Raw genomic sequence first — 25,497 nt, forward strand, 5'->3', positions numbered from 1 at the left:
AGGGATCAGGGCAGGTCGTCGGGCGACATGCCGGGCACCACGGCATTGAAGCCGCCGTCGACGTGCGTGATTTCCCCGGTGATGCCGGCGGCCAGGTCAGACAGCATGAACGCCGCGACGTTGCCTACATCTTCGATGGTGACGTTGCGGCGCAGCGGCGCATGGGTTTCCACGAACTTGAAGATCGTGGTGAAGTCCTTGATGCCCGCGGCGGCCAGCGTCTTGATCGGGCCGGCGGAAATGCCGTTGGCACGGATGCCCTGGGGGCCGAGCGCGGCGGCGATGTAGCGTACGCTGGCTTCCAGCGAAGCCTTGGCCATGCCCATGGTGTTGTAGTGGGGAATGGCGCGCTCGGCCCCCAGGTAGGACATGGTCAGCACCGAGCTCTTGCGGCCTTCCAGCATCGGCAGCGCGGCCTTGGTCATGGCGGCGAAGCTGTACGAGGAAATGTCGTGGGCGATGCGGAAATTCTCGCGTGTCATGCCGTCGAGGACCGTGCCCGAAATGGATTCGCGGGGAGCGAATCCGATGGAGTGCACCAGGCCGTCCAGGCCGTCCCAGACTTTGCCGAGCTCGCGGAACAGGCCGTCGATCTGCTCGTCTTCGGCGACGTCGCAGGGAAGGACGATGTTGGTGCCGAATTCCTCGGCGAATTCTTCCACACGCTCTTTGAAGCGTTCTCCGACGTAGGTCAGCGCGATCTCGGCGCCTTGTTGCCGACAGGCTTGCGCAATGCCGTAGGCAATCGAACGATTCGAGATGACTCCTGTGATCAGGATGCGTTTTCCGCTCAAGAAACCCATGATGCAGATCCTATGTATGTTTTCTCAGATGATGGTTGTCGATGCGGGCCGGGGCGGGATCGCCCCTAGCCGCGGATATTCGTGCCGGGAACGCGCAGCCGCTTTCCGAGCGCAAGATTGTTGCCTTTCAGATTATTCAGCTTGCGCAATTCCTCTACCGTCGTGCTGTAGCGTTTCGCTAGGGAGAACAATGTGTCGCCGCGCTTTACCGTATGCGTGCGCACGTTTGCCTGGCGGCGCAGCACAGTGACGTCTCCCTTGCGCTGCCGCGCTTGCGGAGTTGCGGACGGCTGCGGAGAGCTGTCCAGCGATGCCAACTGGATGCCTCCTTGCTGGGAGGGTATCAGCAGCGTCTGGGCGACAGCGCGGGTGCTTTTGCTGCCAAGGCCGTTGATTTTACGCAATTGGCCCAGGGTTATGCCATGTTTTCTGGCGATTTCGGCGTAGGATTCGCCTTTTTTGGCCTTGTAGGTGTTCCAGGTGCTGAGCTTGCCCTGATAGGCCTGCAGGTTGGCATTGAAGATGTCGACGCGGTCGGCAGGCAACAGCAAGGTCGGGTTGTGCTCGGCCAGGATGACGGGATGGTTGTGCGCGGCATTGAGCGCCTTGAAGTCTTCTTCCGGCATTTCCGCCAGTTGCGCCGCGATGGCGATATCGACGTCGCGGGTTTTCTTGACGGTGACGAAATAGGGGATATTGGCGACTTCCGGCAGCGTGATGCCGTAGCGTTGCGGGTCTGCGACAATATTCTTGATGGCTTGCAGTTTGGGGACGTAATTGCGCGTTTCGTCGGGCATCCGGATCGAGGCGTAGTCGGCGTCCAGGCCGGCCTCGGTGTTGCGATCCCTGGCCCGCTTGACCGCGCCTTCGCCCCAGTTGTAGGAGGCGAGGGCGAGATACCAGTCGCCCTGGAAATCGTACAGGTAGCTCAGGTAGTCCAGCGCGGCCTGGGTGGAGGCGATCGGGTCGCGGCGCAGGTCCAGCCACGCGTCCTGCCGCAGATTGTAGTGCCTGCCTGTGCTGGGAATGAACTGCCACAGGCCCGACGCCTTGGCGCGGGACAATGCCGTGGGGTTGTAGGCGCTTTCGACGAAGGGCAGCAGCGCCAGTTCGGAGGGCAGGCCGCGCTTGTCCAGCTCGTCGACGATGTAGTACAGGAATTTCCCCGCGCGCTGGCTCATGCGCTGAATGGCTTCGGGGTGCGAGGCGTAGTAGTTGGTCCAGTAGTCCGTCAGCTCGCCTTCCAGGTTGGGGATGGCGAATCCGCGGCGGATGCGGTCCCACATGTCGCGCGGCGGCTTGGTCAGGTCGATGGTGCTGCGGGACGTCTGCGCCGCAAGATAGCTCGTCTTGGCGGAGGTGGTATCGGATGGCGACTGTGTCGCGGCGCAGCCGCCGAGAAGGACGGCCATTGCCAGGAGCAGGGTACGCAGGATCGTCATTGGATGCAGGGCATTATCTGAAGTTATTCTTCCATTCACGCAGACAGGCGAATACATCGACATCCGAGGAAAGCGCGGCGCCGGCGTGCGCCGATGCCGCGGCAATGACGGCAGGCTCCGAAAGTCGCAGATACGGGTTGATGGCCAGCTCGTCGCCTATCGTCGACGGCAGCGTGGGCAATCCGTTATCCCTCAGCCTCGAAGCCTGGTCCCGGCGCTGTTGCAGTGCGCCGTTGCCGGGCTCGACATGCAGGGCCCAGCGCAGATTGGACAAAGTGTATTCGTGTCCGCAGCAGACCAGGGTGTCTGGCGGCAAAGACCGTAGTTTACCCATAGATTCGACCATTTGCGCGGGAGTGCCCTCGAACAGGCGCCCGCAGCCGGCTGCGAACAGGGTGTCGCCGCAGAAAAGCACAGGCTGCTCGCCGCCGATACGGCCATGCAGCGCGATGTGTCCGGCGGTGTGTCCGGGCACGTCCAGGACGGACAGCGTCAGCCCGAACTCGGGAAGCGTTATAGTGTCGCCTTCCGAGAGGCGATGGTCGCAGACCGGAAGTTTTTCTCTCGCAGGGCCGTAGACGGGAGCGCCCGTAGCCTGTTGTAATTCGGCAGCCCCGGCTGTATGGTCGCCGTGGTGGTGCGTGAGCAGGATGGCCGACAGCGCCAGGTCGTGCCTATGAAGATAATCCAGTACAGGACGGGCCTCGCCGGGGTCCACGACCAGCGCCTTGCCGTTTTTCGACAGCAGCCAGATGTAGTTGTCAGAGAGGGCGGGCAGGGGAACCAGCGTGGCGCCGGCGATCTTTCGTTCTGTTTGGCTGTTCATCTGTGTTCTTCTGTGTATCTGTTCATCGTCCGTCAGGAGCGGAAGTGGCATTGGATCAATCGACAATTGTAGAACTCGCGCAGTGGCTGCAATCTCCCGCCGGCAGGTATGTCCGGAGGTGGGAGCAGGCGCAGGTCGATGCCATGGTGGCGAATGTCTTTGGCTATCATGCCATACAGATCGGTTTGCCGGAATGGGATCTGCTTTCCGCCAATCGCATGCCCTTCAAGGCCAGGACGCACCAGGAATCTTCGCCGGGCAACAGGGCGGCGGGAGTATCGCTGGTGCTGGAACCCGAGAACCTGCCGTTCGATTCGGACAGTGTCGACCTGCTGGTCATGCCGCATGTGCTGGAGTGCTCCTCCTCGCCGCACCAGATCCTGCGAGAGGCCGAGCGGGTGCTGGTGCCCGAGGGCAGGCTGGTCATGACGGGGTTCAACCCCTGGAGCCTCTGGGGGCTGCGCGAGAGCATTCCCGGCCTGGACCCGCTGCTGCCGTCTCCCGTGCACCAGCAGGTTTCGGTCGCGCGCCTGAAGGACTGGTGCAAGCTGCTGCAGCTGGAGATCGACCGCGGCCGCTTCGGCTGCTACGCCCCCTTGTGCCAGACGCAGAAATGGCTGGAGCGCTGGGCGTTCATGGAGCACGCCGGCGACCGCTGGTGGCCGGTATGCGGCGCGGCGTATGCCGTATCCGCCGTTAAACGGGTGGCAGGCATGCGCCTGGTGGCGCCCGCCTGGAAGCGCAAGCGCAAGCGTCGGGAGCGGCGGCAGGCGGCGGTCGCGAGCAGGCAGGCACACGAGAGCGGCGATGCGGCCGGGCGGCAAGGAGCGGCAATCGCCGCGACATCGACGGAAAGAGCAATGGAAATCATTCAGCATGAATCAGGAAGCCGAGTGTGAGTAGCAAGGCAGTGGACAGCAGGACAGTGGAGATCTGGACCGATGGCGCCTGCAAGGGCAATCCGGGGCCGGGCGGATGGGGGGTGTTGCTGCGGCAGGGGCCGCACGAGAAAACCTTGTTCGGGGGCGAAGCGGAGACGACGAACAACCGCATGGAGCTGATGGCGGTCATACAGGCGCTGGGGGCGCTGAAGCGTCCCTGCAGCGTCGTGATCCATACCGATTCCAAATACGTGCAGAAAGGCATGACGGAATGGCTGTCCAACTGGAAGCGGCGCGGCTGGCGCACCGCCGACAACAAGCCGGTGAAGAATGCGGATCTCTGGCAGGCGCTGGACGATCTGGCGCAACGGCATGAGCTGCGCTGGCAATGGGTCAAGGGGCATGCGGGAGACCCCGGCAACGAGCGGGCGGACATGCTTGCCAACCAGGGCGCGGCGCAGTTCGGCGGCTGATACGAAAAAGAATCAGTATTTCTGAAACATCCCGTTCAGCACGAGGTCATCAGGTGATACATTCTGCATTTATCCGTACCGGCCCTGGCTGGACGTTTCCTCCGATACGAATATTCTAGAACTGATGAAACTCAACATTCCCGGTGTATTGATCATTCTGGTCGCCGGCGCAGCCATTGGCGCCGGAGCCGCGCATTGGTATGGCTCCGGCCGGACGGCAGTGTCCGGCGGCGAACCGAAGGCGGCGGCGCCCAGCGAGGCGCAGGCGGTGCGGATCGAGGTCGCCACGGTCGAACTGCGCGATCTCGTGCGCGGCATTTCCGCGGTTGGAAACCTCAGGGCCGAGGATTCCGCGCAGATCCGCTCTGAAATCGCCGGACGCATCAGCGAAATACGCTTTTCCGAGGGCAGCCGCGTTTCCAGGGGAGATGTGCTGGTCAGGCTGGACGACAGCGTGGTCAAGGCCGAGCTGGCGCAGGCGCAGGCCAATCTGAGCCTTGCCAGCAGCCAGCACCGCCGGGCCAGCGAACTGAGCCGCAAGGGTTTCATCAGCCAGCAGGGGCGGGACGAGGCGGCCAGCCAGATGCGTGTGCAGGAAGCCGCCGTGGCGCTGGCCAAGGCCCGCATGGACAAGACGGTCATCGTTGCGCCCTTCGACGGGGTGATCGGCTTGCGCGACGTATCCGTCGGCGACTACGTCAATGTGGGCGACAATATTGTGCTGCTGGCGTCCATCGACCCCCTCAATGTCGATTTCCGCATTCCGGAGCAATATCTGGCGCAGGTCAATGTGGGCATGTCGCTGACGCTGCAATTCGACGCCCTTCCTGGCGAAGTGCGCCCGGGCAGGGTCAGGGCGATCAGTCCCGTGGTCGACGTGGGCGGCCGCTCCCTGCTGATGCGCGCTTCGGTCGACAATGCCGACGGCCTGCTGCGCCCCGGCATGTTCGCGCGCGTGCTGCTGCGCTTTTCCGAGGAGCCTTCGCTGACCGTGCCCGAAGCCGCCCTGTCGCCGTCGGGGCAGACGCAATATGTCTACAGGGTCGTGGATGACCATGTCCAGCGGCTGGCCGTGCAGATCGGCCAGCGCCGCGACGGGCAGGTCGAGATCGTGGCCGGCCTGACTGCGGGAGACAAGGTCGTGGTATCCGGCCTGCAGAAAATATCGGATGGCAGCAAGGTGCTGATCATCGAGGGCGATGATGCGGCGTCCGCCGCTTCCTGAAGGAAAAAGAGGCGGCCATGGTTCTTTCCGATATCTGCATCCGTCGTCCGGTATTCGCCACCGTTCTGACACTGATCATCGTGCTGGTAGGCCTGATCTCCTACGACAGGCTGACCGTGCGGGAATACCCCGCCATCGACGAACCGATGGTTTCCGTCATTACCGACTACAAGGGAGCTTCGCCGGAGGTGGTGGAGTCGCAGGTGACCAAGCCGCTGGAGGACCAGTTGGCGGGCATCGAGGGCGTGGACGTCATGACTTCGCGCAGCCGCTCCGAGCGCAGCCTGATCGACATCCGCTTCAATCTGTCGCGCGATCCCGATGCCGCCGCCGCCGATGTGCGCGACAAAGTATCGCGCGCACGGCGCTGGCTGCCGGACGAAATCGACGAGCCCATCATCAGCAAGGTCGAGGCGGACTCGACTCCCATCATCTACATCGGCGTGACGACCGGCAACTACACCCAGGTCGAAGCGTCGGACTTCATCCACCGCTACATCAAGACGCGACTTTCCGTGCTGCCCGGCGCCGCCGAGGTGCGTGTGTTCGGTGAACGCCTGCCGTCCATGCGAATTTTCGTCGACAGAACCAAGCTGGCGGCGTTCCAACTGACCCCACAGGACGTGGAAAGCGCATTGCGCTCGCAGAACGTGCTGATCCCGGCAGGCCGCATCGAATCCCGCGACCGGGAGTTTTCCGTGGTTTCGTCGACGGACCTGCGGACCGTGGAACAGTTCCGCAATGTCGTGGTTGCGCAGGTCAGCGGCTATCCCGTGCGCATCAGCGATGTGGCCGATGTGCAGGTGGGGCCCGCCGACGAGCGTGTCATGGGCCGCTTCAATGGCCGCCCCAGCATCACCATCGGCGTGACCAAGCAGTCCACGGCCAACCCTCTGGACCTGTCGCAGGCGGTGCGGGATGAAGTCGCGCAGATCAATGAAACCCTGCCCGAGGGCATGTCGCTGAACATCACCTATGACAGCTCGGTCTTCATCCAGGAGTCGATCCGCTCCGTCTATCACACCATTGCCGAGGCGGTGATACTGGTGGTGCTGGTCATCTTCTTTTTCCTGCGCAGCGTGCGCGCCAGCATCATTCCCATCGTCACCATTCCGGTGTCGCTGATCGGCGCGTTCGGCATCATGTATCTGTTCGGCTTTTCCATCAATACGCTGACGCTGCTGGCCATGGTGCTGGCCATCGGCCTGGTGGTGGATGATGCCATCGTGATGCTGGAGAATATTTTCCGGCATATCGAAGAAGGAAAATCGCGCATGCAGGCGGCTTTCCTGGGGGCGAAGGAAATCGGCTTCGCCATCGTCGCCATGACGCTGACTCTGATCACGGTGTACGCGCCGCTGGCCTTCGCCACGGGCCGCACCGGCCGCCTGTTCATCGAGTTTGCGCTGACGCTGGCCGGCGCCGTGCTGGTGTCGGGCTTCGTGGCGCTGACGCTGACACCCATGATGTGCGCCAAGCTGCTCCGCCACCAGACTTCGCATGGGCGGCTTTACCGTCTGATCGAAGGCTTTCTCGAGTGGCTGACCCAAGCTTACCGGCGCGGGCTGGCGCGCGCATTGCGGCTGCGCTGGCTGGTCATGGGACTGGCGCTGCTGGTCGCCGCGGGCAGCGGGGTATTGTTCACCGTCGTCAAAAGCGAGCTGGCCCCCATCGAGGATCGCGGCGTTGTCTTCGGCATCGTCAGGGCGCCGGAAGGATCCACGGTCAACTACACGCTGCGCAATGTGGAACAGATCGAAAGCATGTACAGCGAGATCGAGGAAGCCGCCGGCTACCAGGCGACCATCGGCTTTCCCACGGTGTCCGATGCCTTTGTCATCCTGCGGCTCAAGCACTGGGACGACAGGGATCGCAAGCAGCAGGACATCGCCAGCGACCTGCGTCCGAAATTCTCCGGCCTGCCGGGCGTCAACGCCTTCGTGAACAATCCGCCCTCGCTGGGCCAGAGGGCCACCGCCAAGCCGGTCAACTTCATCCTGATGGCGCAGACTTCCTATGCGGAAATGGCGGAGCTGGCCAACGTCTTCATGGCGCAACTGCAGTCCTATCCGGGGTTGCAGAACCTGGAGACCGACCTGCGATTGAACACGCCCGAACTGCGTATCGAGGTCAACCGCGACAAGCTGTCCGATGTGGGCGTCGACGTGGGCGTCGTGGGCCGCACGCTGGAAACCCTGCTGGGCGGGCGCCAGGTCACACGCTACCAGGACGAAGGCGAGCAATACGATGTCATCGTGCAGATGCGCGACTATGACCGCTCTTCGCCGGCCGATATTTCCGACATCCACGTGCGTACGCGCGACGGCGGCATGGTGCCGCTGTCCAACTTCGTCGACGTGATGGAAAGCGTATCGCCCCAGTCGCTGAATCACTTCAACCGTCTGCGCGCCGTGAAGATCGAGGCGGCGGTGGCGCCGGGCTATGCCCTGGGCGAAGTGCTGGAGCATATGGAGGCGGTAGCAAAGGAAGTCCTGCCTCCGACCATGCTGACCGACCTGGACGGACAATCGCGCGAGTTCCGCGATTCCTCGGGCAGCATCTACCTGGCGTTCATGATGGCGCTGGCTTTCATCTACCTGGTGCTGGCGGCGCAGTTCGAAAGCTGGCGCAGCCCGCTGATCATCATGTTCTCGGTGCCGCTGTCCATGGCGGGAGCGCTGCTGGCGCTGTGGCTGACCGGAGGCACGCTTTCCATCTACAGCCAGATCGGCCTGATCACGCTGGTCGGCCTGATCACCAAGCACGGCATCCTGATCGTGGAATTCAGCAATCAGCTGCGCGACGAAGGCATGGAACTGGTCCAGGCCGTCATCGAGGCCAGCGTGCTGCGCCTGCGCCCCATCCTGATGACGACGGGCGCCATGGTGCTGGGCGTGCTGCCCCTGGCCTATGCGGCCGGCGCGGGCGCGGAATCGCGCCAGCAGATCGGCTGGGTGCTGGTGGGCGGCCTGATGCTTGGTACCATACTGACTTTGTTCGTGGTGCCGGCAGCCTACACCCTCATCGCGCCCAAGGTGCGGGAGCACGTCGAAGCAGGCGAGGAGGGCCCGGAAGCGGGCGAAGGGAAGATCGAGGAACCGGCTCATTCCGCTTCGTAAACAGCAAGCGTGAATGAATGGCAAGGTTTCGGATAGTCCGGCCTGGAACTGCGGGCTGCCTGCAGCCATGTTGAAGAAGCCCGGGCCTCGAGGCCCGGGAATTGCTGATAGCAGAGAGAATATGCGTCAAATCGTAATGGATACCGAAACGACGGGCCTGGATCCCGCCGATGGACACCGCGTGGTGGAACTGGCGGGCGTGGAAATCGTGAATCGCCTCCTGACGGGCAACCACCTGCATCTGTATCTCAATCCAGATCGGGACAGCGACCCCGAAGCGCTTGCCGTGCACGGCCTGACGACGGAGTTTCTGGCGGACCATCCGCGGTTTCCCGAGATCGCCGACCGCTTCCTGGAGTACATCAAGGACGCCGAAATCATCATCCACAATGCGCCGTTCGATACCAAGTTCCTGAATGCCGAGCTGGCCAAGGCCGGACGGCCGCGCATGGACGAGGTCTGCGCCAAGATCACCGATTCGCTGACCTACGCCCGCGAACTGCATCCCGGCAAGCGCAACAGCCTGGATGCGCTGTGCGAGCGCTACGGCATTTCGAACGCGCACCGCACCCTGCACGGCGCCTTGCTGGATTCGGAGCTGCTCGCCGATGTCTGGCTGGCCATGACGCGCGGCCAGAACGGCCTGATGATGGACTTCAGCGACGAAGATGCTTCATCGGGCGGATCCCACGTGCAGTTGGAGCGCATCGACGCGAGCAGCCTGCCAGTGATCTTCGCGCAGGCCGAAGAACTGGCGGCCCATGAGTCCTACCTGGAGGACCTGGACAAGTCGTCTGGCGGCGGTTGCGTGTGGCGGCAGCTTTGATCGCGCTTCACAGCGCGATCAGGATTTGTGTATAATCACCGTCTTTCCAGTTCCTGGTTCTGCGCTTCTAGCAGCGGAAACCACGGCAACCTGGGCGGTTAACTCAGTGGTAGAGTGCCACCTTCACACGGTGGAAGTCACAAGTTCGAACCTTGTACCGCCCACCATTCCTTGGCTCTACCCCAGGCTCTTGTCAGCCCCGCAGCGGTAGCGCCGCGCCGATTGCAATAAAAGCTCCCCCGCAAGACCGATTGAAGCGCCGCCCGATACGCGCAAGCCAGGGGCGGATGCGATGGGCGGCGCTTGCCAGCACGTATTCAGTGATGATCTCCGTGGCGGCGAATGTGGCGGCGATAACGAGAAACTGCTGCGCCAGGCTGCGCTGCGGGTCGATGAACTGCGAAAGGAAGGCGCTGAAGAACAGCAGGACTTTCGGGTTGGTCACCGCCGACAGCAGCCCTTGCCGGAACAGCGACCATCCTTGCACCTCCAGGGCGCTTCGGTCGACGATGATCGTGATCGCGGGCGAGCGCCATACCTGGATTCCGAGCCAGACAAGATAGAGCCCGCCGGCCCATTTGAGCACGGTCAGCCAAAGGACGGATGACTTGATCAGGGCGCCGATGCCGAACATGCTGAGGGCGATGACGGCAACGAAGCCTACGGCTCCGCCAAGGATGGTGAACGAGGCCTTGCGGCTCCCGTGCATCGCGCCATGCGTGAGCGCAAGCAGGCCGTTCGGCCCGGGAGAGATCGACAGGCCCACGCATGCGACAAGGAAAACAAGCCAGGTTTCGAATTGCATGGCGCAATGGTACGCTGCATTGCGTCAGGACGGCAACGGCAAGCCCGCTTTTTGCCAGAAGCGCATGAAATGTCCGGTTTTTCTGTCGCCGGGCTGCCCCAGAAAAGAAGCGCCCCCTTGGAGGGGGCGGCAAGCCGAAGGCGCAGTAACGCTCTATGACTCGATGGAGCAGCCTGGCGAGTTTATTCAGCGGTGATGTTTGCTGACCGCACCACCTGGCCCCAGCGATCCAGTTCCGCCTGAGTGTATTTACGCAGAGTGTCGGGTCCCATGAATTCGGCGTCCGCGCCGAGCTTGGCCGCCTGCTGGCGGAAGGCATCCGTTTTCATGATCTGTTCGATTTCACCGGCCAGTTTGTCGACCACGGGTCGCGGCGTGTCCTTTGGGGCATACATTGCGAACCAGGACGCAATGAGCAGATCGGGGAAACCGGCCTCGGCCACCGTGGGAACGTCGGGCAGGGAGTCGATGCGCTGGGCGCCGGTAACGGCCAGGGCGCGCAGCTTGCCGGCCTGGATATGCGGCAGCAGCGGAGGAGGGGTAGTGATGGTCATGTCGACGGAGCCGCCCAGGAGATCGGTCAGTGCGGGGCCGGTGCCCTTATAGGGGATGTGCACGGTCTTGATCTCGGCCATTTGGTTGAGCAGCTCGGTGGCCACGTGTTGCAGCGAGCCGTTGCCCGAGGATGCGTAGTTGAGCTTGCCAGGATTGGCCTTGGCGTATTCCACCAGCTCCTGCAGGCTGTTGATGGGCAGCCCGGGACGGATCACGATGACCTGGGGGGCCGACAGAACGTTGGCCACCGGCTCGAAGTCGGTAACAGGATCGAATTCCACATTGGTCTGGACATGCGGGGTGATAACCTGGAAGCCCGAATACTGCAGCAGCAGGTTGTAGCCGTCAGGCTGGGACCGCAGCACGAATTGGGCGGCGATGTTGCCGGATGCGCCAGGTTTGTTGTCGACCACGACGGTCTGGCCCAGGGCCTTGCCCAGCGGCTCGGCTATCATGCGGGCGGCGATGTCGGTGGTGCCTCCTGGCGCCGCTGAGGCGATCAAGCTCACGGACCGGGTCGGATAGTCGGAGGCGAGGGCCGGTGTGATGGCGGCGCACAGCAGGCCGGCGGAGGCCAGCTTGAAAGTGTGGCGGCGCAGTGCCTGGAATTGGCGAGTAGACATTGTTTATCTCCTGATTGTTATGGGTTGCCGGCCGTGAGCTGGTCCGGTGGAAATCGCTCGGCCAGCCAGGCGGGAGCGGGGTGGGTATGCAGGCGGTGTCCGGCCGCGAGCAAGGGAAGGTTGAAATCGCGTTGCACCAGGGCCGGCAGGCCGCGCACAACCGCAAGCAAAGCAGGCAGGTCGACGGACGTATCGATGCCCATGCACTGGAACATATGCACCAGTTCCTCGGTGCTGACATTGCCGCTTGCGCCCGGGGCGTAGGGACAGCCGCCCAGACCGCCGGCGGCAGCGTCGAAGCGGGTGACGCCGGTCTGCCAGGCGGCTATCGCATTGGCCAGCGCCATGCCGCGGGTGTTGTGCAGGTGGATGGTCAGCGGCGTAGAGGGCAGGGCCTCCTGGACGCGCTCGCACATTTCGGCGACCTGGCTGGGATAGGCCATGCCTGTGGTGTCGCACAGTGTGATGCCCGAGGCGCCGGCATCGACCACGCTGCGTGCCAGCCGGATGACGTCTTCCGGGTTGACCTCGCCCTCGAACGGGCAGCCGAAGACGGTGGACAGCGATACATTGCAGGGCAGGGCGGGCTGCGTGTTTGCAGCGGACAGAATACCCAGCAGTTGAGCCAGGGACTGTTCGCGCGTCATGCGCAGGTTGGCGCGGTTGTGGGTCTCGCTGGCTGACATGACCAGGTTGATTTCGTCCATGGCGCATTCGCGAGCGCGTTCCAGTCCCCGGATATTGGGAACCAGGGCGGTGTAGACGACGCCGGGCCGGCGCTGGATGCCACGCATGACTTCCTGCGCGTCGGCCAGGGCCGGTATAGCCTTGGGAGAAGTGAAACTGGTGACTTCGATGCGAGCGAAGCCGCAGGCCGAAAGCGCGTCGACAAATGCAATCTTGTCCGGTGTGGGAACGTGGGCGCGTTCGATCTGCAGGCCGTCGCGCGGACCGACTTCGTTGATCTCGATGCGCGCAGCGCCTTTTATCATCATGCCAGGACTCCTCGTGCCCGCAGGTCGGCCAGCGTGGCGGCATCGAAGCCCGCATCAGCCAGGACACTGTCGGTGTGCTCGCCCAAGGTGGGCGCGCGACGGTCGACGCCGCCGGGGTTGTCGGAAAGTATCGGGAATACGGCGGGCATCTCCACGTCGATGCCGCTGGCGGCCTGTATGCGTGTGATGGCGCCACGTTCGCGGTAGTGCGGGTCTTCGGCGATCTCGCGTATCGAATAGATGCGGCCAGACGGCACGCCGGCGGCTTTCAGCGCTTCAAGCATGGCATCGATGTCGGTTTGCGATTCCGTCCAGGCTTCGATGGCGGCGTCCAGTTCGTCTACCCGGGCGACCCGGCCGTCGTTGTGGGCCAGCGCCGGGTCGTCGGCGAGGTCCTGCCGGCCGATGCAGCGCATCAGGCGCTGGAAGATGGCGTCGCCATTGCCTGCGATCAGGATGTGGCTGCCGTCGTGGCAGCGGTAGGCGTTGGAAGGGGCGATGCCGGGCAGGGCGGCTCCGGCGGGCTGGCGCACGGCGCCGAATGCCGAATACTCGGGCAGCAGGCTTTCGGTCAGGTTGAACAGGCTTTCGTACAGGGCGGCGTCGATCATCTGTCCCTTGCCGCCGCGCGCGTCGCGCTGATAGAGCGCCAGCAGCACGCCCAGGGCGCCATGAAGCCCGGCGATGGTGTCTCCCAGGGACAGGCCGGCGCGTACGGGCGCTCTTCCGGGTTCGCCGTTCAGATAACGCAGGCCGGCAAAGGCTTCGCCGATGGCTGCGAAGCCCGGTTCCTGGGCGCGTGGTCCGTTCTGTCCGTAGCCTGATACCCGCAGCATGATGAGCCGGGGGTTCAGTTCGTGCAGGGTTTCCCAGGACAGGTCCCATTTTTCCATGGTGCCCGGGCGGAAATTCTCGATCAGGATGTCGGCATCCTGCGCCAGCTTGCGCACGATGTCCTGGCCTTCTTTCTGGCGCAGATCCACACAGACGGATTTCTTGCCGCGCGATTGGGCCTCCCACCAGACCGAGGTGCCTTCATGCAGCAGTCGCCATTTGCGCAACGGGTCGCCCACGCCGGGCGGTTCGATCTTGATGACTTCTGCGCCGAAATCGGCAAGTGTCTTGGCGGCAAAGGGGCCGGCGATCAACTGGCCAAGCTCGATGACCCGGCAGCCGGCGAGAATCTGGCTGGACACTGTTGCTCCTCATGATATTTCTTATTACGGAGCAAGCCTAACCCCTGCATGAGAGTGGAAGGAATCGACAATCGCGCAACAGGGCTTTCTTCAAATGCGAAAGCTCAACGGTCTGAAGCGACGGAAGACGCAGGTTCGGTACTTTCCGCCTGGTGTTTCAGGTGCCACAGCAGCAGGCGGGCGGGCGTGGTCAGGGCTTCGCTGTTGCGCACCCCGAGCAACAGCCAGCGGCGCGCCCAGCCGTCATTCAGTCTGATCAGCTTGAGTTTCATGGAGCGCGCGTGTGGAGCAGCGGCCCGCCGGGGCAGAATACCTATCATCCGGGTGGTGGCGACCATACGGCAGATGGCGTCGAAGCTGCGCACCTGGATGCGTAGCCGCAATACTTGATCCAGGCGTGTGCTTTCTTCCTGCAGGCGCATGGCCAGCGAGGTCGTAGGGGGCAGGCCAACATAGTCGAAGTCGATGGTATCGATGAAAGAAAGCGTCTTGCGCCCGGCCAATGGATGTTCAGGGTGAGTCACCAGCACAAGTTCGTCCCGGCGGTAAGGGACGGTTTCCAGATCATTGCAGGGAGTGCGGTCGGCAAAAATGCCCAGGTCGGCGCGGTTGTCACGCACCAGCTGCACGATGTGATTGCTGTTGTGCTCTTCCAGGTCGATGCGTACGCCCGGCTGCGCCTGCATGAAGGCGGCCAGGTCTTCGGGCAGGAACTGTGTAAGCGAAGACGTATTGGCGGCGATGCGAATCTGACCGCGAAGCCCGTGCGCAAAGTCCGACAGAGAGCCTGCCATCTGGCTGACTTCGTGCAGCACGCGCTGAGCATGCGCCAGACAGGCATGTCCGGCCTGTGTCAATTCGACGCCGGAGCTCAGGCGGTACAGCAGGGGCGTCCCCAGCGCGGCTTCCAGGTCGGTGATGCGCCGGCTGGCGGCGCCCACCGCAAGATGCGCCCGCCGGGCGCCGCCCGAGATGCTGCCTTCACGGGCGACATCCACGAACAGAGCAAGTGTCACAAGATCGAAACGGGCGGGATTCATTGCGGACGGGGTTAAAGGATGGATACGTTGCCGATGTTACTGTCTGACAAGCACCCGGTAAACCCATCTTGAGCCCGCGCGAGCCTTTTCTGCAGCCCCGCTTGCTCACGCACTTCGCTTCGGGATACACAATGGCGCCATGGGACTGTATGACGGAGCCGGCAAGCCCGCTTTCGATGGCTGCGATCTGGCCTGCCAGGCTGGAGCTGTTGTAAACCACGCGATATCGGCGTCCCTGCCGTGCGAGGGAATTGATTGCGCTGCGCTTGGCAAGACTGGTGCTTTCATAGACGGCAATAGGCAAGGGGGCGCGTCGCCATGTCTGAGTTGGGAAGAGCCGACCCAGCCATGGCCTGCACCGGGCGTCCGATCAGGATACCGTCAGTGCCGTTCCTGCGCATTCAGCCAGCGGATGATGGCTGCGGCGAGCTCCTCGGGCTGCTCCAGGGGAATCATGTGGCCGCTGCCGTCGAGCACTTGAAGAGACGCATTGGGGATGGCCTCGAACAGTTCATTCGCTTCTTCCAGGGAACGCAGCGCATCGCCTGCGCTCGCGACAATCAGCGTCGGACATCGTATGGCTGTCGTTGGAACGCCGGATCTGCGCAGTCCCGATTGCGTTACCAGGGCGTCGTACCCGAGCCGGACTCCCATGCGCTTGATGCGGGAGATGAGCTCGGCGTCCTGGGATCGGTCCGCGTGCAATGATCTGGCGACTGTTCCTCGGCTCAATCCTTTGAATGTGGCTGGAGAAAGGGCCTTTATGGCTTGCAGCTTGTGCTTTGCCTGTTGCTCGGTGTCCTCGCGAAGAGAACTGGCTATGATCACGAGCGCATCCACTTTCTCCGGGTAATCCGCCGCCAGTTGCCTGGCAATGTATCCGCCCAGGGAAAAACCGATCAGCACAAACCGCTGGGGCAGATGATTCGCGATATGCCGTGAAATATCGCGAATGGTTTGGCCGCCTGTCAGAGAAGCGTGGCAAATCTCCCAGTCCTCGGGAAGATGGCGTCCGAACTCATCCCAGAGTGTTTCATCGAGCATGAACCCGGGAACCAGAACGACCTGGCGCGGGGGAGTATCCACAGGCTTCTTCATTGAGTTTGGTCTCGGGCATGCCGAATCTGGCATGGTCGGCACTGATGCGCGGATCGCATGCCGTCATTTCTTGAGTTGCAGCCATGTCGCCGTCGCAAAGGCGATGATATCGCCCTGCTCATCGGTCATGGTGGATTTCAGGAAAGAGATGGTCCGTCCCCGGCGCGTGAATTCTCCGCGGCATTGCAGTTTTCCCTGGCGGGCGGCTTTCACATACTGCGTCTTCATTTCCAGCGTGGAGCCAGGCCCCTGGACGTGATTGAGCAGGTGGCCCATTGAAATATCCATTACGGTGGCAATTATGCCCCCGTGCAGCGAGCCCTGGGGATTGAACATGAAGTCCTTGAGTTCGAAGCTGACAATGCATTGGCCGTCGAGATAGTCGAATTCAAGGCCCAGGAGCCGTGCAATGAAGAATTCTTCAAAGGCCGGTTTTTCAGTCTCCAGGGCAAGGTTGAATGCCGATACTGCTGCGGGTCTATCCATGCTGTTCTTCCGTCGAGGTTGTTGGATCCGTGACTTTTATCACGCCTTTGGCATTCAGATCCATCAATTGATCGCGAGACAGGCCGGCGTCCAGAACGGACTCCATGTTTCCGCGGTGCAGCGCGTCATCGGCGCCCCAGATGCCCCAGACGGGGCATGCGGCTGGCCAATGCCAGAATGGTGGCGGACAGGAGAGGATTGCCGTAGCAAGAACGCAAATATTTGCGATAATCCGGTTTTACAAAAATATACGAGGATTGACCGGATGATTCGCCTGAAGGCGCTTGAGGTCGGGGATGCTGCCGTGCAGCCGGCTGGCGCCTTCTGGCGCCGGCTGCTCCGCATGACGCTGAGTCCGGTCATCGTGCTGGTTTGCGCCACCGTTGTCGTCGCCCTCTGGTGGATGACGATGCAGCGCATCGAGTTCGAACGCGAGCAGGCGATAGAGGCGGCCATGAAGTCCAATGCCAATCTGGCGATTGCGTTCGAGCAGCAGGTATCCCGCACCTTGCAGGCAGCCGAGCAGATGGCGGCCTTCGTGCGTGAGCAGTACCTCAGCAACGGGAAGCATATCGATCTGCGCAATTGGGTCGAAAATCGGATCATCCGCGAAGAAACATTCAACATTATCAGCGTGGTGGATGAAACAGGCGCGGTCGTCAGCAGCAGCAAGGAGGGAGGGCTGGTCAATTATGCCGACCGGAAATTCTTCCTGATGCAGCGCAACAATCGCCATGACACGCTGTTCATCAATGAGCCTGTGATCGGCCGCGTGACGGGGCGCTGGCAGGTGCCGATGTCGATGCGCATTTCGCCGCCGGACGGCAGCTTCGCGGGTGTGGTTGTAATGTCGGTCGATCCTTCCAGCTTCTCCGTTTTCTATCACCAGACGGACCTGGGCGACAAAGGGCTGATGGAGCTGGTCGATCTTGACGGCGTCGTGTTCGAGCGCAAGCTCGGCGAACACAGCAGTTTCGGCGTCGACGTCAGGGATCTGCACTGGTTCCAGCGGCGGCTGGATGAGCCGGCGGGCGATTTCATCGATGACGGCGCTGCGCTGGACGGCGTGGTCCGTATCGTCAGCTACCGAAGGATGCGGGATTATCCCCTGATGGTGACGGTAGGGGTATCCTACGATGATGAGATGACTCCGGTCAGACAACGTCGGATCAGCTATCTTGCCCTGGCGAGCGTTGCGACGGCCGCGCTGTTGATACTCTCGGCCCTGCTGATGTGGGCGCTGGCGCGCCAGCGCGCGGTGGCCAATGCCTTGCTGGCCAACGAGGCCCTGTTCAGGGCGACCTTCAATCAGGCGGCGATGGGCATTGCGCATATCGCGCCGGACGGCCGCATCCTGGGGGTCAATGAGAAATTCTGTCGCATGCTGGGATACAGCCGCGAAACGCTGTGCGGATTGACTGTGTACGATCTGGGGAATGCGCGGGACGGCGACAGGATGCGGCAATTCATTGCGCAGCGCCTGTCTTCCAATGCCCGGATCTATCCCCAGGAAATCGAGAAAGCCTACAGGCGCGGCGACGGCTCTTTGCTGTGGGTATGCGAAGCGCTGAGCGTGGTGCGCAATTCGCATGGCAAGCCGAAGTTTCTCGTGGCCGTCACGCAGGACATTACTGCGCGCAAGGAGCTCGAGGAACGCCTGTCGCACGATGCCATGCACGATGCGCTGACGCGTTTGCCGAACCGCGTCATGTTCCATGACAGGTTGTCCAAGGTATTGGCGTTCGCGCACAGGCACGACACGCTGGCCGCTGTACTGTACCTGGATCTCGACGGTTTCAAGGAAGTCAACGACAGCTACGGCCACGCGGTGGGCGATGTGTTGTTGCAGCAGGTTGCCGAGCGGCTGCGCAATAGCGTCAGGGAAGAGGATATGGTGGCCCGCCTGGGCGGCGATGAGTTCGCCATCGTGCTGCCGTGGCTGTCGGACGAGCGGGATTGCGGTGTTGTCGCCGAGAAGGTGATCGCGGCGCTGTCGGAGCCGTTTCATCTGAAGGAGGGGCCGGCCGTCATTTCCGCGAGCGTGGGCGTGGCGGTCTTCCCCGTCCACGGGCAAGACGTCGCCACTCTGGTCGTACATGCCGATGGGGCGATGTATGCAGCCAAGCATGCAGGAAAGAACAGGTATTGCTATGAGCCGTTGCGGGCCTGAAGCCGGGCCGCCGCTGTTCGGCCCCTGTGAGTAACAGGCACTTTTTTTCATGTTTGTAAGGTATTACCCTGGATGGCGCCAGGGGTGTTGCCCTGTTCGCCTGAAAAACAGTTCACAATACTAGATTGATGTTGCGTACGGCGGTTGCGGTATCGCATCGTGCCGGGATTCGCAATTTTGCTTTCGTGTGTTTTTTCTGGATTGCTTCATGACCCGTATCGTTCTGTTCGAAAACATACATCCCAGCGCCGTGGAGGTTTTTGCCGCCGCTGGACTGACCGATGTCGTTACGCATGCATCGTCGCTGGCTCCGGACGCCTTGCGCGAAGCGCTCAAGACTGCTGACCTGGTCGGCATCCGGTCGCGCACGCACCTGGATGCGGCGCTGTTCGATGCCTTCCCGCAGATTCGCGCCGTCGGCTGCTTTTGCATCGGCACCAACCAGGTGGACCTGGAGGGGGCATTGCTGCGCGGCGTGCCGGTGTTCAACGCGCCGTTCTCCAACACGCGCTCAGTGGCGGAGTTGGTGCTGGGCGAAGCGATCCTGCTGCTGCGCCGCGTGCCCGAGAAGAATGCGCGGGTCCACGAAGGTTTCTGGGACAAGACGGCCGATGGCGCCTTCGAGGCGCGCGGCAAGACGCTGGGCATCATCGGGTACGGCAATATCGGCTCGCAGGTAGGCACGCTGGCCGAGGCCGCGGGCATGCGCGTCATATTCCACGACATCGAAGCCAAGCTGCCGCTGGGCAATGCCCGCGCCGTCACTTCGCTGAAGAAGCTGCTGGCTCAGGCGGACGTCGTATCGCTGCACGTGCCGGGCGGCCGCGCCACGCAGAACATCATCAATGCTTCCGCGCTGGCGTCGATGAAACGCGGCGCGATCCTGATCAATGCCTCGCGCGGCACCGTGGTCGATATCCAGGCATTGCACGACGCCCTGGTCAGCGGCCATCTGTCGGGCGCGGCCCTCGATGTCTTCCCGACCGAGCCCAAGAGCGTGGCGGAACCGCTCGACAGTCCTTTGCGCGGCTTGCCCAACGTCATCCTGACGCCGCATATCGGCGGCAGCACCCAGGAATCCCAGGAGAACATCGGCCGCGAGGTTGCCGAGAAGCTGGTGAGCTTCGCGCTTGGCGGCACCACCAAGGGATCCGTCAATTTCCCCGAGATTCCCTATCAGGCGGCCGAAGGCACGGCGCGCATCCTGCATGTGCATCGCAATGAGCCGGGCGCGCTGGGCACGCTGAGCAGCCTGATGGCGCAGCACGGGCTGAACATCATCAGCCAGCACCTGCAGACGCGCGGCCAGATCGGTTATGCGGTTTCGGACGTTGACGGCGAAGTCGGCGACGACGTGCTTCAGACCTTGCGCGCCCACCCGATCACGGTGCGCTGCGATATCGTCTGATCTTCTTCGGCGCAGGCGGGTAGCGCAAGGCCGTCGCCGGGCTGCGCCAGGATGTCAGCCAGCGTGTATTGATCCAGGCGCAGCAGGAAGTCCTGCAGCGCTTGGTCGATAATGTGGGTCAGCCGGCAGCGGCCCGTCAGGGCGCAGCGGCTGTCGGGCAGAAAGCACTCGATCAGCGCCATATCGTTTTCTGTATCACGCACGATGCTGCCCAGGCGCATCTCCTGCGCCGGACGGGCCAGCCGCATGCCGCCGTTCTTGCCACGGACGGTTTCCAGCCAGCCTTTCTGCGCCAGCCTGTGCGTGATTTTCATCAGGTGCGGCTCGGAAATACCGTGGGCCTGTGCGATTTCGGCAATGGTGCACAGGCGTTCGGGATGCTCGCCGACATACATCAGCAGCCGCATTGCATAGTCTGTCATGGCGGTCAGGCGCATGCGCGGATCCTTCTCAGCGATTTGCCGCAGCGTCGGCGCGGGGACGGATCAGCCGGGGCAGGAAACGCCAGAGATACAGCCCGAAGGCGCCGATCCAGCAAGCGGTCGCCGTGTGCAGCAGCATCAGACTGAGGCTCGACGGCCATAGCGCCCCAAGCCGCAGCGCAAAGCTGGCCAGCACCAGGTAATAGCTGGCCAGCATGCTGCGGTCCAGCGCGATGGGATAGCCCAGGTGGCCGAGCGCGGTGCGCGTCAGCATACCGATGATGAGCACGCAGAAGCCGCCGATGCCGATGATATGGGCATGGATGGCGGGACGCGCCCAGGCGCCCTGCGCCAGGCCGGAATAGAGGAATGCCGCATACAGCAGGCCCAGCGCCAGGAACAGATATCCCAGGAAGAGAATCCAGAGCAGGGGCTTGTGCAGGACGGACATAGGCTTCCAGGCAAACCATTGCCACAGCGCGATCAGGCTGATGGCGGCCAGCACGGCGGCCAGCAGTGTGTTCTGTCCCGCTGCGATCAGCAGCACGGCCAGTCCGCCCAATACCATCTGCGCGTGCCCCGTGCGCGTATGCATGGGCAGTTGCAGGCCCGGCACCATGCGCATGGTGAAGAAAGGGATGACGCGCCGGGCGATGAGCAGGGCCAGGATGGCCATGACCAGCATGCCCAGGTTGAACTGGCGCATCAGCCCCAGGTAGTCCTGGCGCAGCACCGCCATCAGGAACAGTGTATTGGCGATACAGCCCAGCCCGATCATCAACACGGGGACGCCGTAGTTGCGGAGGCTTTTTCCTTTGACCATGACGCGGGCCAGGGCAATGCCGGCAATGCCGAAAAACGCCACTTCCAGCGCGCCGGCCACGACGATCGCGTTGTGGCCTGGCAGCAGGTAGCCGATGCGAGCCAGAACCCACAGCACACAGAGCCATCCAAGCGGTTTGCCCTTGATGGGGTTGAATCCCGTCCATGTGGCGCTGGCTGTCAGCAGGAATGCGGCGGCGATGGTGGCGATGAAGCCCCAGAGCATTTCATGGGCGTGCCATGCCATGCCCAGCCAGGGCGAGGGAATGAGCTGGGGCATGAAGACCCAGATGGCAAGCGATATCAGCGCCCAGGAGGCGCCGGCGATGTACAGGGGCCGGAATCCCAGGCTCAGGAAAGCCTTCCATTCCGGGCTCGAGCACTGCTTCAAAGACGCGGAGGGCTCATTGATGGAAACAAGTTTGGGTTCAGCCATGGCGGATCTCGGTGAGTGTCATCTGGTCGGGGTCGTGATTCATCTGGTAGCCGTACCAGAGGCTGCGGGCGATGCGCTGAGAAAACTCCTCTGCTTTCCTGGCCATTGCAGCGTTGGGCTGGTCGCGGGTTGTCTGGTGGAAAAGATCGAGCCAGTGCTCGAACAGCGGGGCGCTGAGATCCGGCAGCGCGATGTGCTTTGTCATGGGAGAGCCCTGGTATTCGCCCGTGCCGAGCAGCAGGGAAGACCAGAAACGCACCATGATGGCCAGGTGCGCGTCCCAGTCGTGCAGGTGGCGGTCGAAAATGGGACCCAGGGAGCCGTCCTTGCGGACGCGGCCATAGAAATCGTGCACGAGATCCTGGATTTCCTGCGGAGTACAGAGGGGAGTATTGCTCATGTGGATACTGTTGCGTCGGGGCTGAGGGCTGGAAGGGCGGATATCGGAGCAGGCTTGCGCGGCTCGTTCGCCGCTGCGGAATTCTTTAAGATATATATTATATGAATCTTATAGGCGACGGCATTCGGCGTCAAGCTTAGCGCCTATAATCATTCCCCACGATTGAGCAAGGAATGAAAGAGGTGGATCTGCCCGAGAACCTGCGCGAGCCGCTGGAAACGTTGCTGGCGAATGCGGATGACGATTCGAGGATCACCGAGCTGCGCGTGGATGGCCGCGCATATATCGTCAAGATCCAGGAGCGGTGGCGGTTTCCCCGGTTGGCCATGGGCGCGCGCCGCGCCCGCGCGGTACTGGTGTCGTGGCTGTGCCGCCTGCTGTTCGGACAGCGCCCGCAGGCGGACCAGTTGCTGCGCAACGATGTCTGGTTCGAAGGCAGGCGCCTGAAATTCCTGCATGGGCGCGGCGTGCGTGTGCCGGAAGTTTTCTACCATACGGAACAGGTCCTGGTCATGCAGGAAATCGGGCGCGTGTTTCCGGAGCATATCCGAGAGACAGAGCCCCGAGATCGGTTGCCGTGGCTGGACCGTGCCACGCGAGCCTTGGCCGACTTCCACCGGCGGGGGTTCTGGCATGGCGGGGCGCAGCTGCGCAATATCACCTGGTTCCAGGACGAGGTATGGCGGCTGGATTTCGAAGAAGCCGTCGGCGACGGCCTGGCGCTGCCGGTGGCGCAGGCCTATGATTTTTTCCAGTTGCTGCAGTCGACCATGCAGTCGCGCGAATTTCCCGAGGCCGACCGCTTGGCGATCGGCGCCTGGATGCTGCTGCTTTACCTGGAACGGAATCGGGATGCCAGCGTGCGCGCGTCCATGGCGGACATGGCGAACGGGTTCCGCCGGCTGAGACCGCTGCTGAAATTGCTTTCCTTCATTCCCGGCCGGGATCTCAAGGCGCTCTGGCGCACCAGCCAGGTAATGCAGCTGGTTTTGCTGCCTGCAGTAAGGCAGGCGGATGCGGAGCAACTGCGGCGGCAGTCTGCCAGCATCGAAGCCCACAGCGCGAAAACCATGCCTGAACTATTGCGAAGCGTGGAAAACGCGTAGGCAGGCTTGAGGCGGAATCCGCAGGCGCGCCGCATCCCGGATCCGTCAAGGCCATGAGTGTTGGGGCCGGAGTCATGAAGGCCTCATTCATGCTTGCGCGTCACTGGGCGAGCGCATACTATATTTATCTATCAGAAGGAGACCACCATGTCGCAGACGGTAAGAATGCTGACGGATTCGTTTGCAGTGGCGCCGCAGCTGACGGCGGAAGACATGCCCGCCGTCGCGGCGGCAGGCTTCAAGAGCGTCATCATCAACCGGCCCGATTATGAAGCAGGGCCGGACCAGCCGGCTGCCGCCCAGGTCATGGCCGTGGCGCAGATCGAAGGAATGGCGGTTAGCTATCTGCCTGTCGTCAGCGGAGCCATCACCCAGGAGGATGTCGTTGCCTTCGCGGAGTTGCTCAAGACCATGCCGAAACCGATCCTGGCCTATTGCCGCTCCGGCGGTCGCTGCACGCAGCTGTTCCAGGCGGCCTCCGCTCTGGACGAGCTATAGGCATGCAATGTAACGAACCATATTGCATGTGACATTGATTTATTTCAACAAAGACGCCCCATCAAAAGTACTGCCGATGGGGAAGTTGGGTTAAGCTGAATATCATTCAACAAGGGGAGCACTCACTATGTTCAAGAAAATCCTTATTCCGACCGACGGATCTTCGCTTTCGGCGCAAGCCGCAAACAAAGGTGTGTGTTTTGCCCGCTCCATCGGGGCAGAGGTCGTGGCGCTTTACGTGACGCAGCCGTTTTCCGCGACCGTGGGCTTCGACGGCATGGCGGCCGCATATGCCATTACCAACGAAGACTACGACAAGAAAGCGGCCGAGCAGGCGCAGAAGCACATCCAGGCAGTGCTGGACCGCGCCGAAACCGCCGGAGTCAAGGCAAGCGGGCGCGCCGTTTCCAACTTCAACGTCGCGGACGGCATCGTCCAGGCGGGAGAAGAAGAACACTGCGACCTCATCTTCATCGGCAGCCATGGCCGCAGCGGTCTTTCCCGCCTGCTGCTGGGTTCGGTTACCAGCAAGGTGCTGAGCCTGGCGAAAACGGCCGTGCTGGTCTACAGGGTCAAAGAGCAGGACTGATCGCATCCCTTGTCGCCCCCCAAGGGGGCGCTTTTTGCCTAGGGGCGGTCCGGCGGCAAAAAGAAAAGAGAAAAGGCCCTGCCTCTTCGAAGCGGGGTTTTTTTCTGGATGCCGCCCTCCGGACGCATCGCGGTATTCATCGGTTAACATGTCGGCATGAGTCGAGTCATTTTTCATGAGGCGGCCGCAACCCTGGAAAACAGAGGGGCGGCGGAAGGTTTCCAGCCGGGGCATCTGGTCGATGCGCTGAGCAGGCCGCTGCGCGACCTGCGCATCTCCGTCACGGACCGATGCAATTTCCGCTGCTCCTACTGCATGCCGCGCGAAGTGTTCGACAAGGAACATGTTTTCCTTCCCCAGAGCTCGCTGCTCAGCTTCGAGGAAATCACACGCGTGGCTCGCGCCGGCGTGGCGCTGGGCATACGCAAGTTTCGCCTGACGGGCGGCGAGCCCCTGATGCGCAGGCATCTGGAGCGGCTGATCGAGCAATTGGCGCAGTTGCGCACGCCCGAAGGAGAGCCGGTCGAGTTGGCGATGACGACCAACGGCGCCATGCTGGCCCGAAAGGCCGCCGCGCTGAAAGAGGCTGGCCTGCATCGCGTTACCGTAAGCCTGGACGCGCTGGACGATACCTTGTTCCGGCAAATGAGCGATGGTTCGGCGAGCGTGCACGACGTGCTCGAAGGCATCGAGGCGGCGGCAAATGCCGGTCTTGCGCCCGTCAAGGTCAACATGGTGGTCCGCAAGGGCCTCAACGAAGCCCAGATCCTGCCGATGGCGCGCCATTTCCGCGGCAGCGGCCATATATTGCGCTTCATTGAGTTCATGGACGTCGGCAATACCAATGGCTGGAACCTGCGGGAGGTCGTGTCCTGTAGCGAGATCCACGATGCCATCCATGCCGAATATCCGCTGGAGCCCGTGCCGTCGTCCTATCGCGGCGAAGTGGCGCAGCGCTGGCGCTATGTGGATGGCGCAGGCGAAATCGGCATCATCAGCAGCGTCACGAATCCTTTCTGCGGCGATTGCACGCGGGCTCGGCTGTCTCCCGAAGGCAAGCTGTTCCTGTGCCTGTTCGCCAATCGCGGCCACGATCTGCGCACGCTGCTGCGCAATGGCGCGAGCGACGAGGCGCTTGCCGCGCAACTGGCTTCCATCTGGATACCGCGCAACGATCGCTATTCCGAAATACGCGGAAAGGCGACGGCGCAGACGCAAAAGATCGAAATGAGCTATATCGGCGGGTGATCGGT

24 protein-coding genes, 1 tRNA gene and 1 pseudogene are annotated in these 25,497 nt (G+C 62.5%); 12 read left to right on the forward strand and 14 right to left on the reverse strand.

Going from position 1 to position 25,497, the window contains the following annotated elements:
* Positions 1-5 precede the first annotated feature (5 nt).
* From fabI to gloB, 3 genes are all read right to left on the reverse strand, one after another.
* A complete protein-coding gene (fabI, locus tag EV686_RS03935) occupies positions 6-803 on the reverse strand; it encodes an enoyl-ACP reductase FabI (protein ID WP_132473785.1) in 798 nt (265 codons plus the stop codon).
* Between the two features lie 65 nt (positions 804-868).
* On the reverse strand, positions 869-2,245 hold the full coding sequence (locus EV686_RS03940; protein WP_132473787.1) for a transglycosylase SLT domain-containing protein: 1,377 nt from the start codon (positions 2,243-2,245) through the stop codon (positions 869-871).
* A 13-nt stretch (positions 2,246-2,258) separates the two neighbouring features.
* Positions 2,259-3,071 (reverse strand): hydroxyacylglutathione hydrolase, encoded by an 813-nt coding sequence (gene gloB, locus EV686_RS03945; protein WP_132473789.1) that lies wholly within the window; start codon positions 3,069-3,071, stop codon positions 2,259-2,261.
* Between the two features lie 44 nt (positions 3,072-3,115).
* Here gloB and EV686_RS03950 point away from each other — a divergent pair, with 44 nt between their 5' ends.
* The 6 genes from EV686_RS03950 to EV686_RS03975 all read left to right on the forward strand — a co-directional run bounded on the left by EV686_RS03950 (position 3,116) and on the right by EV686_RS03975 (position 9,762).
* Positions 3,116-3,970, forward strand: coding sequence for a class I SAM-dependent methyltransferase (locus tag EV686_RS03950; protein ID WP_243650739.1), 855 nt, complete (start codon positions 3,116-3,118; stop codon positions 3,968-3,970).
* Positions 3,967-4,425 carry a ribonuclease HI gene (rnhA, locus tag EV686_RS03955; RefSeq protein WP_132473791.1) on the forward strand — a complete coding sequence of 153 codons (459 nt, stop codon included), beginning with the start codon at positions 3,967-3,969 and terminating at the stop codon, positions 4,423-4,425. Before EV686_RS03950 ends, rnhA begins: the two co-directional genes overlap by 4 nt.
* Before the next feature lie 124 nt (positions 4,426-4,549).
* Positions 4,550-5,650 carry an efflux RND transporter periplasmic adaptor subunit gene (locus EV686_RS03960; RefSeq protein ID WP_132473793.1) on the forward strand — a complete coding sequence of 367 codons (1,101 nt, stop codon included), beginning with the start codon at positions 4,550-4,552 and terminating at the stop codon, positions 5,648-5,650.
* 17 nt (positions 5,651-5,667) lie between these two features.
* Positions 5,668-8,769 carry an efflux RND transporter permease subunit gene (locus EV686_RS03965; RefSeq protein ID WP_132473795.1) on the forward strand — a complete coding sequence of 1,034 codons (3,102 nt, stop codon included), beginning with the start codon at positions 5,668-5,670 and terminating at the stop codon, positions 8,767-8,769.
* A 121-nt stretch (positions 8,770-8,890) separates the two neighbouring features.
* Positions 8,891-9,595, forward strand: coding sequence for a DNA polymerase III subunit epsilon (gene dnaQ / locus EV686_RS03970; protein WP_132473797.1), 705 nt, complete (start codon positions 8,891-8,893; stop codon positions 9,593-9,595).
* Between the two features lie 92 nt (positions 9,596-9,687).
* A tRNA-Val gene (locus tag EV686_RS03975) sits at positions 9,688-9,762 on the forward strand.
* A gap of 26 nt (positions 9,763-9,788) precedes the next feature.
* Here EV686_RS03975 and EV686_RS03980 read toward each other — a convergent pair.
* The 8 genes and pseudogenes from EV686_RS03980 to EV686_RS04015 form a co-directional block, all read right to left on the reverse strand.
* Positions 9,789-10,400, reverse strand: a complete 612-nt coding sequence (locus EV686_RS03980) for a LysE family translocator (RefSeq protein ID WP_132473799.1) — start codon at positions 10,398-10,400, stop codon at positions 9,789-9,791.
* A gap of 182 nt (positions 10,401-10,582) precedes the next feature.
* Positions 10,583-11,578 carry a Bug family tripartite tricarboxylate transporter substrate binding protein gene (locus EV686_RS03985; protein ID WP_132473801.1) on the reverse strand — a complete coding sequence of 332 codons (996 nt, stop codon included), beginning with the start codon at positions 11,576-11,578 and terminating at the stop codon, positions 10,583-10,585.
* Between the two features lie 17 nt (positions 11,579-11,595).
* On the reverse strand, positions 11,596-12,567 hold the full coding sequence (locus tag EV686_RS03990) for a hydroxymethylglutaryl-CoA lyase (RefSeq protein WP_132474833.1): 972 nt from the start codon (positions 12,565-12,567) through the stop codon (positions 11,596-11,598).
* A 2-nt stretch (positions 12,568-12,569) separates the two neighbouring features.
* Positions 12,570-13,769, reverse strand: a complete 1,200-nt coding sequence (locus EV686_RS03995; protein WP_132473803.1) for a CaiB/BaiF CoA transferase family protein — start codon at positions 13,767-13,769, stop codon at positions 12,570-12,572.
* A gap of 104 nt (positions 13,770-13,873) precedes the next feature.
* Positions 13,874-14,809: a LysR family transcriptional regulator gene (locus tag EV686_RS04000; RefSeq protein ID WP_132473806.1), complete on the reverse strand. Its 936-nt coding sequence runs from the start codon at positions 14,807-14,809 to the stop codon at positions 13,874-13,876.
* A 160-nt stretch (positions 14,810-14,969) separates the two neighbouring features.
* Positions 14,970-15,131: pseudogene (locus EV686_RS18785) on the reverse strand (LysR family transcriptional regulator); the annotation flags it as partial.
* Positions 15,132-15,190: 59 nt separating this feature from the next.
* Complete coding sequence (locus EV686_RS04010) at positions 15,191-15,907, reverse strand: alpha/beta fold hydrolase (RefSeq protein ID WP_207901691.1); 717 nt, start codon at positions 15,905-15,907, stop codon at positions 15,191-15,193.
* 63 nt (positions 15,908-15,970) lie between these two features.
* Positions 15,971-16,393 (reverse strand): PaaI family thioesterase, encoded by a 423-nt coding sequence (locus EV686_RS04015; RefSeq protein ID WP_132473808.1) that lies wholly within the window; start codon positions 16,391-16,393, stop codon positions 15,971-15,973.
* Between the two features lie 265 nt (positions 16,394-16,658).
* Here EV686_RS04015 and EV686_RS04020 point away from each other — a divergent pair, with 265 nt between their 5' ends.
* Together EV686_RS04020 and serA are read left to right on the forward strand one after the other, a co-directional pair.
* The gene (locus EV686_RS04020) at positions 16,659-18,563 is read left to right on the forward strand and encodes a sensor domain-containing diguanylate cyclase (protein WP_132473810.1); all 1,905 of its coding nucleotides are present in this window, start codon (positions 16,659-16,661) and stop codon (positions 18,561-18,563) included.
* Between the two features lie 208 nt (positions 18,564-18,771).
* Positions 18,772-19,971 carry a phosphoglycerate dehydrogenase gene (serA, locus tag EV686_RS04025; protein WP_132473812.1) on the forward strand — a complete coding sequence of 400 codons (1,200 nt, stop codon included), beginning with the start codon at positions 18,772-18,774 and terminating at the stop codon, positions 19,969-19,971.
* On the opposite strand, the gene EV686_RS04030 is transcribed toward serA, so the two are convergent.
* From EV686_RS04030 to EV686_RS04040, 3 genes are read right to left on the reverse strand one after another with little or no spacing between them, the layout of a single operon-like run.
* Complete coding sequence (locus EV686_RS04030) at positions 19,923-20,408, reverse strand: RrF2 family transcriptional regulator (RefSeq protein WP_132473814.1); 486 nt, start codon at positions 20,406-20,408, stop codon at positions 19,923-19,925. The genes serA and EV686_RS04030 overlap by 49 nt on opposite strands.
* 13 nt (positions 20,409-20,421) lie before the next feature.
* Positions 20,422-21,651: an NnrS family protein gene (locus tag EV686_RS04035; RefSeq protein ID WP_132473816.1), complete on the reverse strand. Its 1,230-nt coding sequence runs from the start codon at positions 21,649-21,651 to the stop codon at positions 20,422-20,424.
* Entirely contained in the window at positions 21,644-22,051 is a 408-nt protein-coding gene (locus EV686_RS04040) for a group III truncated hemoglobin (RefSeq protein WP_132473818.1), read from the reverse strand. Before EV686_RS04040 ends, EV686_RS04035 begins: the two co-directional genes overlap by 8 nt.
* A 173-nt stretch (positions 22,052-22,224) precedes the next feature.
* Between EV686_RS04040 and EV686_RS04045 the strand changes: the two genes are divergently transcribed.
* From EV686_RS04045 to moaA, 4 genes are all read left to right on the forward strand, one after another.
* Entirely contained in the window at positions 22,225-23,157 is a 933-nt protein-coding gene (locus EV686_RS04045; RefSeq protein WP_132473820.1) for a BUD32 family EKC/KEOPS complex subunit, read from the forward strand.
* Between the two features lie 147 nt (positions 23,158-23,304).
* Positions 23,305-23,655, forward strand: a complete 351-nt coding sequence (locus tag EV686_RS04050; RefSeq protein WP_132473823.1) for a protein tyrosine phosphatase family protein — start codon at positions 23,305-23,307, stop codon at positions 23,653-23,655.
* Between the two features lie 127 nt (positions 23,656-23,782).
* The gene (locus EV686_RS04055; RefSeq protein WP_132473825.1) at positions 23,783-24,244 is read left to right on the forward strand and encodes a universal stress protein; all 462 of its coding nucleotides are present in this window, start codon (positions 23,783-23,785) and stop codon (positions 24,242-24,244) included.
* Between the two features lie 156 nt (positions 24,245-24,400).
* On the forward strand, positions 24,401-25,492 hold the full coding sequence (moaA, locus tag EV686_RS04060) for a GTP 3',8-cyclase MoaA (RefSeq protein WP_132473827.1): 1,092 nt from the start codon (positions 24,401-24,403) through the stop codon (positions 25,490-25,492).
* Positions 25,493-25,497: the final 5 nt, after the last annotated feature.

The organism is Paracandidimonas soli (assembly GCF_004342005.1).
In the GTDB taxonomy this organism is placed as follows: Bacteria; Pseudomonadota; Gammaproteobacteria; order Burkholderiales; family Burkholderiaceae_B; genus Paracandidimonas; species Paracandidimonas soli.